Genomic DNA, 15,261 nt, shown 5'->3' with positions numbered 1-15,261 from the left:
GCCGTCTGGTGACCACTTCCCCCTATAAAAATAAAGTTGAATTATGTCTAACCAAGCCTCCACGCCCCTGCGGCGCGTCAGCATCCTGGCCATCGACCGGGTTTTCGCTTCCACCCTCATGCAAGCCAAGGATTTCTTCCACCTCGCCAGCCTGCGCTACGGCAAACAGCTGGGCCAGGGCCTGACACCGGCGTTCGAAACCCGTCTGGTCAGCCCCGACGGCAAACCGGTCAACACTTTCAGTGATGTGATGATTCCGGTGGACGGCGGGCTGGAAAACGCCGACATCATCGTTCTTCCGGCGTTCTGGGATGATTTCGACAGCCTCTGCAAGCGTTACCCGCAAGTCCTGCCCTGGCTGCGCCAGCAACATGCGCGCGGCGCCGTACTGTGCGGCGAAGCCACCGGTGTTTTCTGGCTGGCCGAAGCCGGGTTGCTCAATGGCAAGGAAGCGACCACCTACTGGCGCTTCTTCAATGCCTTCGCCGAACGTTTCCCCCAGGTCCAGCTCAATCAGGACAAGCACCTGACCGACGCCGACAACCTGTACTGCGCCGGCGGCACCACCTCGGCCTGCGATTTGTACATTTACCTGATCGAGCGCTTCTGCGGCGCCAACGTGTCCCAGGCCGTGGCCCGGGACATCCTCTACGAAGTGCAGCGCAGTTATTCACCGGGACGGATTGGATTCGGCGGGCAGAAGCTGCACCAGGACGTGATCATCCTGCAGATCCAGCACTGGCTCGAAGATCACTTCGCCGACAAGTTCCGTTTCGAGGACGTCGCCCGCGAACACGGCATGAGCATCCGCAACTTCATGCGCCGCTTCCAGACCGCCACCGGCGACAAGCCACTGCATTACCTGCAACGCCTGCGCATCGAAACCGCCAAGGGCTTGCTGTCCGGCAGCCGCAAGAGCATCAAGACCATCAGCTATGAAGTCGGCTATGACGATGCGAGCTTCTTCGCCCGGTTGTTCCGCCAGCACACGGAGCTGTCGCCGAATCAGTATCGGCAGCAGTTTCAGCAGGCTGCGTAGGCCTCAAGCCTAAAAAATCCCATGTAGGAGCGAGCCTGCTCGCTCCCACATTGAATCTTGCGCCGGCCACGCAGTTCTTTTCGCAGTGCATTTTCCTACGCAAAAGGCGGAATACAGAGCGCCGGAGAGCCCAGCCCGGCCCACAGACGCAGCCCCTTAAAAACTTCAACATCTTCCCCCGCAAACACCATCAGGGAAGATCAATCATGACTATCGGATCAAGCTACAACTACCCGTCATACATCGCCAAGGAGGCCGCCCGAACAAAGCGCTCGGCTAAAAACAAATGGGCGGCTCGCTTTCCCAATCCTCCGGACTTGTGCTTTGACTATCGTGCGCTGGTAGAACAGGAAAACGGCATCGCCAGGGCAACTGACCCGCAACATAAAATCTGCATCATCGGCGCCGGCGTCACAGGCTTGACCGCCGCAAGAGAGCTCTATCGCTGCGGCTTTACCCATATCACTCTCATCGAACAATCCAGACGCATCGGTGGCAGGCATCTGACCGTTCCCGGTAGCCGAAACTCGGCAGAAAGCCATACACCGTTTGAAATGGGCGCCATGCGCATGCCCTTCTTCAACCGGGCGGATGAGCCACCGACAGAAGGTCGGTCGCTGATGGCTTACTACGCCAATCAATTTGAATTGGCGTTTTCAGACTTCGCCAACCCCGGTAGCCAATGGGTTAACTCGACAGGCATCTATCTCCGGGAGGGCAGCATCGACGGCGGATCGGCGTCGCAAATGTTGATATGGAAAAACGAAGACGGCGTCACACCGCCTCCCGGCGATGAATTACAAAAGGTTTATTCCAAGTGGAAAGCCTTTGCCGATCGCATGACCCGCCACGTTGCTGAGCTCTATGCGAGCCAGGAATGGGAAGCCATATGGGCTTCTATCGTTGAAAAATACGAGAGTGTCTCGTTCCGCGAACTGGTCAGCATGCCAGCACTGGAAGCTTGGGATAGCCGCTCACCCGGGGATTTCGGCGGAATGGGAATGTCTGCGCAAGAGTCCGCAATTTTTTACGCGATAGGTATAGGTGACGGTAGCTGGGGAGCTTTTTACGACGTCTGCTGCCTCTACCCTCTGCGTACCGCGATTTTCGGCTTCAGCAGCCAATTGCAACTGATCCATGGTCGAGTGGACTCAAACGGCGATCCACTGGATTCGCCCTACCTGAATAGCGAAGCCGTTTTTGACTCAATGGGGCAGCGTTTCGACAGACCCCGCTACATCGGCCTCGCCGCGTTGGACGAATGCCTGCTGTTTGTGAAAGCCGACGAAACCGGAAAGTCCATCTACGAACATTTCCTCGAAAGAAGCAATGGGCTTCTCACCGACTCATCCGTCACAAAACTGGAAAAGCTGACCAATCAAAAAATACGCGTCTATTTCAACTGGAAACACAGTCAACCCGAGCAAATCCAGGAGCAATTTGATGACTTTGACTCAGTCATCATGACACTACCCTCCTGGCTGATTGAAACTCGAATCAAGCTCGAAAATTTCACCCGGGAGATGCTGCCTTTCGAGACGATTAACGCCTACAAAACCGCACACTGGGAAACTAGCTGCAAAGTGTTTGCACCGCTGAAAAAATCATTTCTCTCGAAAAACAAAAATATCCCGCAAGCCATCGTAACAGACAGCTTTATCCATGATGTCTATACCTACCGCTACAACGACAATTACAGCTATGACTGCATCCTGCTGAGTTATACCTGGGAAGATGATGCAACCAAGCTCGCCTCATTCAGCGATAAGGAGCTTGTATCAAAATGCGCCGAAGAGCTGGATCGCATACTCATGAACTCTGCCAACGTCCAGGAAAAAATCTCTCCCTACATCGGCATTGATCAAGCAGTGGTTCAGCGTTGGATCACTGATAAAAATGCTCTGGGCTGTGCCAAGCTTTACCGACCGGGCACCTACTACGATGCCGTCGGCCTGATGAAGTACAACCGGGACTTTGCTCATGTATCAGGCTTGTATTTGTCCGGCGAGTCATTTTCCGTCGATGCCGGTTGGACGGAGCCATGTTTTCGCGGTGCTGTCGATGCAGTGATTCATATCTGCAACAAAACCGCCGCGACCTTCAATGGCGGATTTTCCTTGAGCGACTACCCGCACTACCAACTCAAAATCTGATCACATCCCCGTTCCAGAGCCATGCATGCAATACACGGCTCTACCTCTCGCGCCGGCTACCCACTGCCATCAAACATCACACTGATCCATTTTAGGACAAGGACTACGACCTAAACGGAAATAGCTGACTTACACCCCATTCCTGATTCCCCTCTTATACACACGCCATTTAACAGCTTGAAAAACAATAAAAAGAGGAACGACGGAATGACTGAGCCAACAAGTCCTGTTCGTGTAGCAGTCGTACAATTCGATCCACAAGTCGGCATCGAGAATTGTGTAGGTAATCTGCGTCGCAGCCTGGAATTGGCGCTTGAAGCGGTAAACGGAGGTGCGAATCTCATCGTTCTGCCCGAGCTTTCCAATACTGGCTATTTCTTCAGTAATCGACAGGATGCCTTCGCCCACGCCGAATCGGTTCCCGACGGGCCAAGCGTGCAGTGCTGGATCGATTTCGCCCGCGAACACAACGTTTACCTCGTGGCCGGTCTGGCCGAACGCGACGGCATGCGACTCTTCAACTCCGGCGTTCTGGTGGGACCAGAAGGTTTTATCGGCAAGTACCGCAAAGCCCATTTGTGGAATCTGGAGAAGCTCTGGTTCACACCCGGCGACCTGGGCTTCCCGGTTTTCGACACACCGATCGGCCGCATCGGGCTGCTGATCTGCTGGGACATCTGGTTCCCGGAGGTGCCACGGATCCTCGCCCAGCAAGGCGCAGACATCATTTGCAGCCTGAACAACTGGGTCTGGACACCGCCGCCGCTGTTCGATGATGCCGGTAAGTGCATGGCGTCGTATTTGACGATGACCGCCGCTCACGTCAACAACGTGTTTATCGCTGCTGCCAGCCGGATCGGCGAGGAGCGCGGCGCGCGCTACCTGGGTTGCTCGTTGATTGCCGGAACCAACGGCTGGCCGATTGGCGCCGTGGCTTCGGCAGACAGACAGGAAATCCTGCTTGCCGATATCGACCTGAGCAGCTCCCGCAGTGCGCCCATCTGGAACAACCTGAACGATCTGCATCGCGATCGCCGAGCCGATCTTTACGATCAGATGCTCGGCTACACCCAACACCCTTGCCTTCCACGTTGATCAGGAGGCCTATTGCATGGAAGTTACAACCGACAAAAACAAACCATCGCGAAAATCATCAATTGATACAGCCGTCGTCCTGCTAATGATCGGCGCGATACTGCTGATCGCCTGGCTTTCTTTCAGCAACCGGACTTTCTGGGGAGCGCATTGGCCCGGGTACGGCGACATGGTATCGCTGCTACCCGAACCGAGTGCCTGGCTGCGTTGGGTGTTAGGTGACATCAGCGAGGTGGCTTTCTACAAGCACGAGTTCGCCTCGATCGGCCTGCTGGCGGGCGCTTATCTGGCTTACTGGGCGAATCGAACCGGGAAATCCTGGCAAGGGTTTGCCATCTCCTATGGAACGGGACTTTGGCCCTGGCTGGTCACCAGTTCGTTGCTCGGGCTACTGCTGAGCAATCTGCTGTGGGGCTGGACGGTGACAGCCACAACCTGGCAACCCACATTCGTAGCATTCGTCTCGCTGCCAGCCGCGATGGTGCTGATGTTTGGAGGAGGCTGGAGGGTCACGATCAACGGCGCGCTCATGGGCGCCGTACTCGTCACACCGATGTGCCTGCTGATCGTCAACTACGTGTGCCAACCGCTGGCCTTGCCTGCAGTGATCGGCAATGTGCTGGGCATGGCGATTGCCAGCATCCTGGCGTTTCTGTTCTGCCGCTATTGGCCGAACCTGGTGAAATCCAGCTCGCCGGAAACGCCACCCGCCTCGATCGCCCCCGCCAAGGCGCCCGATTATGGCGTCACCTGGAGCCTGCGCCGGATTCTGGCGGACTTTTCCGAAGCACCGTTCTTCGGCAATGAACTGGCCAGCCTTGGCCTGATACTGGGTGCATTGCTGGCGTACAGCTTGAACCCTTCAAGCCCCGCGTACGGATCGGGTCTGTTGCTGCACATCATCGGCGCGCAGGCATTGGCTTCGGCAATCGGCGTGCTGATCTGGCGTCAACAATGGATGTTGCGCGGCTGGTATCCCACTTACATCCCGCTGGTTTCAGTGGTGCCCGCGGCGATCCTGACCTATGGCGGTAGCTGGCAGATTATCGTCTCAAGTGCGCTGCTGGGGGCGTTACTCGCACCTCCGCTGGCCTGTGTGATCGCCAGGAAATTACCGGCCGACATGCATGCCTATATCGCCAATGTACTGTCGATGGCCATCAGCACACTGCTGATCGTGCCGCTGATCGGTTTTTTTATCGCTGATTAATGCCCCAGTCATTCGGCTGTATCGCGGCCTCAAAAGCGGATACAGCCACTTTTCATTACAAACATGCGAGGTATCCCATGGACCTGCCCAAACTGTCCATCGCGGCACTTGGCGGCACGGTAAGCATGCAAGCGAGCAATGCCGGTGAAGGCGTCATCCCGACCGTCAGCGGCGAAGCCCTGCTGACTTCCATACCGGAACTGACGACACTGGCCGGAGTCACCGTCGAGACCCTCGGCCTGCTGCCCAGTGCATCCCTGGATTTCGAGTTTTTGCTGAACGTATTGTCCTGGGCTGAGTTTCAGGTCAAACAGGGAACCGATGGGGTCGTGATAACCCAGGGCACCGACACCCTCGAAGAAGCCGCGGTGTTTTTCGATTACCTGTGGCCCTACGACACCCCCTTGGTGCTGACCGGTGCCATGCGTTCCGCAGCGCAGCCAGGTGCCGATGGACCGGCCAATCTTCTGGATGCATGTCGCGTTGCCTTGGCGCAGAACAGCCAGCAGCGCGGTGTCCAGGTCGTGATGAACGGACAGATTCATCAAGCGTGCAGCGTCCGCAAAACCGATTCGCTGGCATTACAGGCGTTTTCCTCTCCGGTCGTGGGGCCCGTGGGCCTACTGTTGGAAGACCGTGTTCGCTACCTGCGCCCGCCAGGGCCACGCACGGTGTTACCGCTGCCGCAACAGACCACGCAGAAGGTTGCGCTGCTTGAGGCCTCACTTTCGGCCGACACCCTGCTACTGGAAAATATTCTCGCACTCGATTACGACGGGCTGGTGATCGGCGGTTTCGGCGCCGGCCACATCTCGCAGCGCTGGGCGACAATGATTGAACATATTGCCGAACGAATCCCCGTGATCATTGCGACCCGAACCGGTTCCGGCTCCACCGCACGTGCCTCTTACGGTTTTGGCGGTGGTGAAATGGACTTAATTCGCAAGGGGGCATCGATGGCGGGTTTTCTATGTCCGCGAAAAGCCAGAATTCTGCTTTGGCTGCTGCTTGGTTGCCAACGGCAGCACGAGCTTGCGCATTATCTCAACGAGGACATTTGACTTCAAAACAATGTACAAACCTGTGGGCGGAGGATTTGCGCTGACAAAAAAGGCCTGCAATCGCAGGCCTTTTTTATTTTCCGAATCGTCCTACGGCTTGTGCGCCCGGGCCAGGAATTCGTGGGATTGCATTTCCAGCAGTCGGCTCAAGGTACGCTGGAACTCGAAGTTCAGGCGACCACCTGTGTACAGGTCTTTAAGCTCGACTTCGGCGGAAATGATCAGCTTCACGTTACGGTCGTAGAACTCGTCGACCATGTTGATGAAGCGTCGGGCGATGTCGTCGGTGGTAACGCTCATTTGCTCGACATCGCTGAGCAGCACGGCGTGGAAGATCTTGCCCAACTCGATGTAGTCGTTCTGGCTGCGCGGGCCATCGCACAGTTCACGGAAGTTGAACCAGGCCACGTCATCGCAGGTGCGCACGGCACGAATTTCACGGTTCTCGATCATCAGCACATCATTTTCGACCGCCGCCGTGCATTCCGGTGTCAGCGCACGGAAGCTCTTGCGCAGGCTTTCGTTGGCGGCTTCGTCGAGCGGATAGTGGAACAGCTCGGCTTGTTCGAGGTGACGCAGACGATAGTCGACGCCGCTGTCGACGTTGACGATCTCGGTATTCTGCTTGATCAGCGCAATGGCCGGCAGGAAGCGCGCGCGTTGCAGGCCGTCCTTGTAGAGGCCGTCCGGCACGATGTTCGACGTCGCGACCAGGGTCACGCCGTTCTTGAACAGTTCTTCCATCAGGGTGCCAAGGATCATGGCGTCGGTGATGTCGGAAACGAAAAATTCATCGAAGCAGATGACCCGGGCTTCGGTGGCAAAACGCTTGGCGATGATGGTCAGCGGGTTTTTCTCGCCACCCAGGGTTTTCATCTCTTCGTGCACGCGCTTCATGAAGCGGTGGAAGTGCGTACGGGACTTTTCCTTGAAGGGCAGCGCTTCAAAGAAGGTATCCACCAGGTAAGTCTTGCCGCGACCTACGCCGCCCCAGAAATACAGGCCCTTGACCGGGGTCTGATCCTTCTTGCCAAACAACTTGCCCAGCAGGCCCGGCTTGTTTTGCTCGGCCGCGACCAGGTCGTCGTACAGGCGCTGCAAATGACGCACGGCAGTTTCCTGTGCGGCGTCATGGAAGAATTCCGGGCGTTTCAGATCAGCTTGATATCGTTCTAGGGGCGTCATAATTCGTTAGCAAGGCAACAAAAACGGGCCGACACTGTAGCGACGGCCCCGAGGAATGGCAATCGGCCCTTGGTCGGGCCGAACCGTTGTTTATTCCTGAACAGGCGTCAGGGCGATGCGCAAAGCCTCGACGGCAGCGTCACGGGCGGCGCTGTCGGCAAACGCCGGGCTGTCGGCAATGCATTCGCCTTCCAGCCAGACACTGAAGCTCAGCGCCTCACTGCGTACGTCCAGTGACTGGCCCGCTTGCAGTTGCTTGGTCACCTGCCCCGCGGTTTTACCGTCGGCGAAGTTGCGCGACAGCAGCAGTTGTTCGCCATCGGCCGCCAGCAGACGGAAGCGGAAACTGCCGTCGTCTTCACGGAAGCTGACAAAACGTGCAGCCTTCACGGTTTTCTTCTTGGTGGTCGCCGCCACTTGGGTCTGGGCAACGAACGAGCGCAGGCCCACCGCCTCACGCAGTTCGTTGAGGAATGGCGTCGCCACCGCACGGGCTTTTTTCGCGCCGTGTTGCAGGATGTCTTCCAGATCCGCCGGGCGCTCGATCAGCTGGTTATAACGCTCGCGGGATTCGCCCAGTTCGTTGTCGAGCAACTGGAACAGACGATTCTTCGCCTCGCCCCAACCCAGGCCCTGTAACAGTTCGCTACGGAACTCGTCGGCCTGCGCCGGGGTGGCGAACGCCTGGAACAAGGTGAACAGGTGCGAATTGTCCGGATCCTTGGCTTCGCCCGGCGCGCGGGAGTCGGTGACGATCCGCGAAATCGCGTCCTTCATCTCTTTGGCGCTGGAGAACAGCGGGATGGTGTTGTCGTAGCTCTTCGACATCTTGCGGCCATCCAGGCCCGGCAACGTGGCGACGCTCTCTTCGATCAACGCCTCGGGCATGGTGAAGAACTCCTTGCCCTGGCCAAACAGGTGGTTGAAGCGCTGGCCGATGTCCCGCGCCATTTCCACGTGCTGGATCTGGTCACGACCGACCGGCACCTTGTGCGCGTTGAACATCAGGATGTCCGCGGCCATCAGCACCGGGTAGCTGTACAGGCCCATGGTGATGCCGGCGTCCGGGTCTTCACCGGTCTCGACGTTTTTGTCCACCGAAGCCTTGTAGGCGTGGGCGCGATTGAGCAGGCCCTTGGCGGCAACGCAGGTCAGCAGCCAGGTCAGTTCGGGGATTTCCGGGATGTCAGACTGGCGATAGAAGGTCACGCGGTCCACATCCAGGCCACCGGCCAGCCAGGTCGCGGCGATTTCCAGTCGGGAGCGCTGGATGCGCAGCGGGTCATCGCACTTGATCAGGGCGTGGTAGTCGGCCAGGAAGTAGAACGAATCGGCATTGCTGTCACGGCTGGCGACGATCGCCGGGCGGATGGCGCCGGCGTAGTTGCCCAGGTGCGGCGTGCCGGTGGTGGTGATGCCGGTGAGGATACGGGTACGAGTCGTCATGGGTAATCGCTTGTCAGACTGCAATCAATTCGAGAGACGCGGCAGGATCAGATCCTTGAGATCGGTCAGCTTGCCATGAAAAAAGTGTCCGCATTCTGCCACTTTCAGCAGCTCATGGGGGCGTTCGAGCTTGTCGGACCATTCGTAAACCAGCTGCGGATCGATCACTTCGTCGGTTTCCGGCTGGATCAGGGTCAGTTCGCCCTGTTGCGGCAGCTGATCCTGATCGCCGAGGCGCATGACCGCCGGCGCGACCATGAACAGGTGCTTGAGCTGTTCGCCCTTCGCTTCCAGACGTCCACCGAGACTTGCTGCAACAAATCCGCCGAAGGAGAAACCGAACAGGGTCAGTGGCAACTCCGGGTGTTTGGCCCTGAACCAATCAGCCACAGCCTGGGCATCATCGACTTCGCCGGTGCCCATGTCGTGGGTGCCTTCGCTGGCGCCGACACCACGGTAGTTGAAACGCAGGGTGATCAAACCGGCATCACGCGCAGTGCGCTGCAGGGTCGAGACCACTTTGTTGAGCATGGTGCCGCCCTGCACCGGGTTCGGATGGCAGATCAGTGCCAGGCCGCGAGGCTGCTCGTTGTCCAGGTACAGTGCTTCCAGTTGACCCACCGGGCCATCAATCACTACAGGGGTTTCACGCATAAGCAAGGAAGGAACTCCGTGACCTCGGATCAGGTCGACTCGTCTAGCAAATTGTCTGTGGCTGTCTATTGCGAGTGAATCGCGGTATACAGCGCAGGTTCGAGCCGTTAACGTAAAGCAAAGCCGTTTATAGAGGAAGGACTCGTGGAACACTCGCTCTTAGTTTGGTTGTTACCGACTCTTGCCCTGGTTGTGGGTGTCGCCATTGGGTTCCTGATCGCTCGCGTTGCACCGAACGCCGCGCCCAGCCGCACGCAGCGTCAGCTGGACGATATTCAGGAACGTTTCGACAGTTATCAGAACGAGGTGGTGACCCACTTCAACAGCACCGCGACACTGGTCAAGAAACTGACTCAGAGCTATCAGGAAGTGCAGGACCATCTCGCCGAGGGCGCCAACCGCCTGGCCCTGGACGAACAGACCCGCCAACGCCTGCTGGCCTCCCTGCACGCCGATGCGACGCAGGCACCCCGTGAGCGCCTGACGCCACCGCGCGATCAGGAGCCGCCGCGCGACTACGCACCGAAAGCCCCGAACTCGCCGGGCATGCTTGATGAGCATTATGGCCTGAAGAAGTAAGCAGGTTTCGCGCGATACAAAAAGCCCCCGGACGTGATTGCCCGGGGGCTTTTTTGTTTTGGACGACTCAATTGAGGCAGGTAGGAGCTGTCGAGTGCAACGAGGCTACGATCCTTTGATTCTAAGAAGCAAGATCAAAAGATCGCAGCCTGCGGCAGCTCCTACAGGTGACCGTTATGGCGGGGGTTAGCCAAGCACCTCACTGGCCACCTGATCAATCGCATCCTTGGTGATACCAACAATCAGCTCCGCTTCAGCCTCCGTCAGTACCAGCGGCGGGGCAAAGCCGAGAATATCGCCATGGGGCATCGCCCGGGCGATCATGCCGCGTTCCAGGCAGGCCGCCGAGACTTTCGGGCCGACCTTCAGTGCCGCATCGAACGGTGTGCGTTGTTCGCGATCAGCCATGAACTCAACCGCTGCGAGCATCCCGTCGCCGCGCACCTCGCCCACCAGTGGATGCCCTTCCAGGGTTTCACGCAGCCGACGATTGAGATAGCCGCCGACCTTCTCGGCATTGGCCGTGAGGTTTTCCCGCTCCAGGATATCGAGGTTGGCCAGCGCCGCAGCAGCACAGATCGGGTGTCCGGAATAAGTCCAGCCATGGCCCATGGCACCTTGGGATTCGGAGGCCTTTTCGATGACATCCCAAACCTTTTCGCCGACGATCACTGCCGACAATGGTGCATAGGCACTGGTCAGGCCTTTGGCGGTGGTAATCAGGTCCGGGCGCATGCCGTAGCGTTGGCTGCCCATCTTCGAGCCGAGGCGACCAAAAGCGCAGACCACTTCGTCGGCGATCAGCAACACATCGTATTTATTCAGCACGGCTTGAATCGCAGCCCAGTAACCCGCTGGCGGCACGATGATGCCGCCCGTCCCCATCAACGGCTCGCCAATAAACGCCGCCACGGTGTCGGGGCCTTCGGCGAGGATCATTTTCTCCAACTCGTCGGCGCAGTAGCGCACGAACGCGGCCTCATCCATGCCGGTCGGCGCCTTGCGGTACCAGTGGGGGCACACAGTGTGCTTGATGCCTTCGGCCGGCAGGTCGAAATGTTGATGGAAACTTGGCAGGCCGGTCAGGCTACCGGTCATGATGCCCGAGCCGTGATAACCGCGATCGCGGGAGATGATTTTCTTTTTCTGTGGACGACCCAGTACGTTGTTGTAGTAGCGAACCAGTTTGATCTGGGTTTCGTTGGCGTCGGAGCCTGAGAGGCCGTAGTAGACCTTCTTCATGCCTTGCGGCGCCCAGTCGATTATGCGGCTCGATAGCTCGATGATCGCTTCGGTCGAATGCCCCATGTAGGTATGGTAATAAGCCAGTTCCTTGGCCTGCTTATAGATGGCATCGGCGACTTCGGTGCGTCCATAGCCGATGTTCACGCAGTACAGGCCAGCGAAGGCGTCGATGAATTCGCGGCCTTCGTGGTCGCGAATGCGGATGCCCGATGCGCCCTTGATGATGCGCCCCTTGAGTGCCCCGCTGGCGTGGTCATGGGCATGGGTCGAAGGGTGCATGAAATGCGCACGGTCTTGCTCGAACAGGGTATCGAATTCTTGGCTCATGGTAGATCTCCTCAGAACTGGCCTTGATGGTGCAGGCAGAAGTATTTGGTTTCGACAAAGGCTTCGAAGCCCTCGGTGCCGCCTTCACGGCCCAGCCCCGAGGCCTTCATGCCACCGAACGGGATCGGATGGCCGGTGAACTTGACGCCGTTGACCGCGACCATCGCGTGGTCGAGACGACGAATCAGCGGGTAGATCAGGTCCAGGCGATTGGAACAAATGTAGGCGGCCAGACCGTATTCGGTGTCGTTGGCCATTTCGACGGCATGATCGAGGCTGTCGAACGGCATCACCCCGGCAATCGGCGCGAAGTTCTCTTCGCGGTAGATGCGCATTTGCGGCGTGACGTCGGCCAGCACCGTCGGCTGATAGAACAGACCGCCGAGCGCATGGGCTTCGCCCCCCACCAGTCGTTGCGCCCCTTGTTGCAAGGCATCGGCCACACGCTCGGCGGTGACATCGAAGGCGGCCTGATGCATCAACGGGCCGATATCGACGTTCTGCTCACGATCGCCCAGCATTGCCGGGCCGACCCGCAGTTCACGCACCGCCGAAGCAAAACCCTTGAGAAATTCCGGGTAGATCGAACGGTCGACCATGATGCGGTTGGCCGCGCAGCAATCCTGGCCGGAGGTCTGAAACTTGGCGGCGACCGCGACCTTTACCGCCAGCCCGAGATCGGCATCGGCGCAGACAATGAACGGTGCGTTGCCACCCAGTTCCAGCGAGACCTTCTTCACATCCGCAGCCGCCGCTTGCAGCACCAACTTACCCACGCGGGTCGAGCCGGTGAAACTCACCGAGCGCACGCGACTGTCCTGCACCAGGGTTTGCATGGCCATTTGCGGCTCGCCCAGCACCACGTTGAACACGCCGGCCGGGAAACCCGCTTCCTCCGCCAGTTGCGCCAGGGCAAACGCCGAGTACGGTGTTTCATGGGCGGGCTTGATCACCACGGTACAACCGGCCGCCAAGGCGGCCGCCGCTTTGCGGGTGATCATGGCCGAGGGGAAATTCCACGGGGTCAGCAGCGCACAGACACCCACCGGTTCCTTGAGCGTGCCCAGGTGCGCACCGGGTATGTGGCTGGGAATGTTCTGCCCGTAAAGGCGCCGCGCCTCCTCGGCGAACCAGGGAATGAAGCTGGCCGCATAGGCGATTTCACCGCGGGACTCGGCCAGGGACTTGCCCTGCTCCAGGCTGAGAATCCTCGCCAGGTCTTCCTGATGCTCAAGAATCAGTGCCGCCCAGCGTCGCAGAATCAACCCGCGTGCCTCCAGGCTTTGTTCGCGCCAGCCGGTAAACGCGCGGTGGGCGGCATCGATGGCCGCGACAATTTGCGGCTGATCGAGCATCGGCACATGGCCGATGAGTTTTTGATCGGCCGGGTTATGCACGGCGATACTGTGACCGCTGTCGCTGTGGACCCAATGGCCATCAACGTAGCAAAGTGCCTTGAACAGCAGTGGATGTTTGTAGGTCATGGCGTTCACTCCAATCCGTGTGCGTGGAACCATGCTAGGGCAGCAAGACCTCGGGGATTTGGCGTTTGAACGGGGTGCGGCAGGTGGTTTTTTCTGATTGAGCGGGGGTAAATCGGGGATTTTTGCGGTGTGAATACTGCTCACGATGGTGGGACATCAGTCAGTGCAGGGTTGAATGCAAGGATGCTATCGCGAGCAGGCTCGCTCCCACAGGGAATAGCGGTGTTTTCAAAGCTCCTGCGCCACTTCAGCGGGCAAGGCGCCGCCGGTCTTGATGGTCTTGGTGACGATGTAGGTGAAGTAGCGTTCGATGCCCAGGTCGTCGAGCAACAACTGGTCGATGAAGCGCTGGTAATGGTCAATGTCCGGTGCCTGGATCATCGCCATGTAATCGACGCCACCACCGGTGGCGTAACAGAAAGCCACTTCGGCAGCCTCGTTCATGCGCTGTTCGAAACGCCGCATGTCCTGCGCGGTGTGTCGGGCCAAGGTGATTTCCACCAGCACCTGTTGGCTTTTGAACACCGCGTTCCAGTCGATCTGTGCCCGGTAGCCCTTGATCAAGCCCAGGCTTTCGAGTTTGCGCACCCGCTCCCACGCAGGTGTTACCGACAGGTTGATCGCCTCGGCCAGGCTCGATTTGGTGATACGCCCGTCTTCAGCGAGGATTCTCAGGATTTTCAGGTCATAGCGATCGAGTTTGTGCATGGGTGACGATCTCGTGAATATTTAGGAGACCCTGTGGGAGCGGACTTGCTCGCTCCCACAGGGATTGATGTCAGGTCAACACATCCGCGATCACTGCCACAGTGTCACCACACCGCACCAGTCCCGGAAAATGCCGCGCCGCCAGCAGACCGCTGCGAGCCGCACGGTATTCCATCGGGGCAACGCCGCTGCGGGTGACATCGTAGACACGGGCAATCACTTCACCTTGCTCCACGCTGTCCCCCAGATCACGGCACATTTCCAGCAGACCGTCGTGCTCGCTGGCGATGAAGCAATCGCCGTCGGGCATGTCGAGCATGATCGACGGTGCGAGCCGCACCTCACCGCCAAGGATCCCGGCATGCACCAGCAGATTGCGCACCCCACGCTCGGCAATCGCCACGCTGCGCGCCGTGGAAGAGCCACCGCCGCCCAGTTCGGTGGTGACGAAGACTTTGCCCTGGCGTTCAGCGGCGGTGTCGTACATCGCCCCGGCGTCGAGTTCCAGCATGCGCATGCTGTACGGCGCATTGAAGGCACGCATCCCGGCCTCGCATTGCGCCTGCTGCTGTTTATCCGGCAGCACATGACAAGCAGCGAACGGCAGGAAATCCAGGGTGCGACCGCCGGAGTGAATATCCAGCACGATGTCGGCCAATGGCAGCAAGGTACCCGTGAAGTAATCGGCGATTTTCTCAGTCACCGTGCCGTCCGGTTTGCCGGGAAAACTGCGATTGAGATTGCCCTTGTCGATCGGAGACGTGCGCCGTCCGGCATGGAACGCCGGGGTGTTCATGAACGGTACGATGATTACCCGCCCACTGACCTCGTCGGCACTCAGCCCCTGGGCCAGTTTGCTCAGCGCTACCGGCCCTTCGTATTCGTCGCCATGGTTGCCACCGGTGAGCAGCGCGGTCGGCCCCTCACCGCGTTGAATCACCGTAAGCGGAATCATCACCGCCCCCCAGGCCGAGTCGTCCCGGGAATACGGCAGTTTGAGAAAACCGTGCTGCACGCCTTCACGGGTGAAATCCACCGTGGCGCTGATCGGGTTGTCCGGCAATTCGCTCATGGT

Annotated in this window: 13 protein-coding genes; 6 read left to right on the top strand and 7 right to left on the bottom strand. The window is 58.7% G+C overall.

Going from position 1 to position 15,261, the window contains the following annotated elements; all coding sequences use genetic code 11:
• The first annotated feature begins 118 nt into the window (after positions 1 to 118).
• The 5 genes from ACM6G4_RS21255 (at position 119) to ACM6G4_RS21235 (ending at position 6,558) form a co-directional block, all read left to right on the top strand.
• Entirely contained in the window at positions 119 to 1,039 is a 921-nt protein-coding gene (locus ACM6G4_RS21255) for a GlxA family transcriptional regulator (RefSeq protein WP_177336483.1), read from the top strand.
• Positions 1,040 to 1,245: 206 nt separating this feature from the next.
• Positions 1,246 to 3,192 carry a flavin monoamine oxidase family protein gene (locus tag ACM6G4_RS21250; protein ID WP_414914567.1) on the top strand — a complete coding sequence of 649 codons (1,947 nt, stop codon included), beginning with the start codon at positions 1,246 to 1,248 and terminating at the stop codon, positions 3,190 to 3,192.
• A gap of 207 nt (positions 3,193 to 3,399) precedes the next feature.
• Entirely contained in the window at positions 3,400 to 4,287 is an 888-nt protein-coding gene (locus ACM6G4_RS21245; RefSeq protein ID WP_414914654.1) for a nitrilase family protein, read from the top strand.
• Positions 4,288 to 4,303: 16 nt separating this feature from the next.
• Entirely contained in the window at positions 4,304 to 5,497 is a 1,194-nt protein-coding gene (locus tag ACM6G4_RS21240; RefSeq protein ID WP_414914566.1) for a hypothetical protein, read from the top strand.
• A gap of 77 nt (positions 5,498 to 5,574) precedes the next feature.
• Complete coding sequence (locus ACM6G4_RS21235; protein ID WP_414914565.1) at positions 5,575 to 6,558, top strand: asparaginase; 984 nt, start codon at positions 5,575 to 5,577, stop codon at positions 6,556 to 6,558.
• 90 nt (positions 6,559 to 6,648) lie between these two features.
• Here ACM6G4_RS21235 and zapE read toward each other — a convergent pair whose 3' ends face one another.
• From zapE to ACM6G4_RS21220, 3 genes are all read right to left on the bottom strand, one after another.
• Complete coding sequence (gene zapE, locus ACM6G4_RS21230; protein ID WP_108228482.1) at positions 6,649 to 7,743, bottom strand: cell division protein ZapE; 1,095 nt, start codon at positions 7,741 to 7,743, stop codon at positions 6,649 to 6,651.
• 90 nt (positions 7,744 to 7,833) lie between these two features.
• Positions 7,834 to 9,189: a tryptophan--tRNA ligase gene (locus tag ACM6G4_RS21225; protein ID WP_414914564.1), complete on the bottom strand. Its 1,356-nt coding sequence runs from the start codon at positions 9,187 to 9,189 to the stop codon at positions 7,834 to 7,836.
• A gap of 24 nt (positions 9,190 to 9,213) precedes the next feature.
• Positions 9,214 to 9,843, bottom strand: coding sequence for an alpha/beta hydrolase (locus ACM6G4_RS21220; RefSeq protein WP_414914563.1), 630 nt, complete (start codon positions 9,841 to 9,843; stop codon positions 9,214 to 9,216).
• Between the two features lie 144 nt (positions 9,844 to 9,987).
• Between ACM6G4_RS21220 and ACM6G4_RS21215 the strand changes: the two genes are divergently transcribed.
• Positions 9,988 to 10,422 (top strand): YhcB family protein, encoded by a 435-nt coding sequence (locus ACM6G4_RS21215; RefSeq protein WP_056726239.1) that lies wholly within the window; start codon positions 9,988 to 9,990, stop codon positions 10,420 to 10,422.
• Between the two features lie 186 nt (positions 10,423 to 10,608).
• On the opposite strand, the gene ACM6G4_RS21210 is transcribed toward ACM6G4_RS21215, so the two are convergent.
• From ACM6G4_RS21210 to doeB, 4 genes are all read right to left on the bottom strand, one after another.
• A complete protein-coding gene (locus ACM6G4_RS21210; RefSeq protein WP_414914562.1) occupies positions 10,609 to 11,994 on the bottom strand; it encodes an aspartate aminotransferase family protein in 1,386 nt (461 codons plus the stop codon).
• Between the two features lie 11 nt (positions 11,995 to 12,005).
• Positions 12,006 to 13,478 carry an NAD-dependent succinate-semialdehyde dehydrogenase gene (locus tag ACM6G4_RS21205; RefSeq protein WP_414914561.1) on the bottom strand — a complete coding sequence of 491 codons (1,473 nt, stop codon included), beginning with the start codon at positions 13,476 to 13,478 and terminating at the stop codon, positions 12,006 to 12,008.
• Positions 13,479 to 13,706: 228 nt separating this feature from the next.
• The gene (locus ACM6G4_RS21200) at positions 13,707 to 14,186 is read right to left on the bottom strand and encodes an Lrp/AsnC family transcriptional regulator (RefSeq protein ID WP_095059942.1); all 480 of its coding nucleotides are present in this window, start codon (positions 14,184 to 14,186) and stop codon (positions 13,707 to 13,709) included.
• Positions 14,187 to 14,256: 70 nt separating this feature from the next.
• Positions 14,257 to 15,258, bottom strand: a complete 1,002-nt coding sequence (gene doeB / locus ACM6G4_RS21195; RefSeq protein WP_414914560.1) for a N(2)-acetyl-L-2,4-diaminobutanoate deacetylase DoeB — start codon at positions 15,256 to 15,258, stop codon at positions 14,257 to 14,259.
• Positions 15,259 to 15,261 lie beyond the last annotated feature (3 nt).

It is taken from the genome of Pseudomonas sp. IT-P258, assembly GCF_949767825.1.
In the GTDB taxonomy this organism is placed as follows: Bacteria; Pseudomonadota; Gammaproteobacteria; order Pseudomonadales; family Pseudomonadaceae; genus Aquipseudomonas; species Aquipseudomonas monachiensis.
This window is presented reverse-complemented; position numbering and strand designations above follow the sequence as displayed.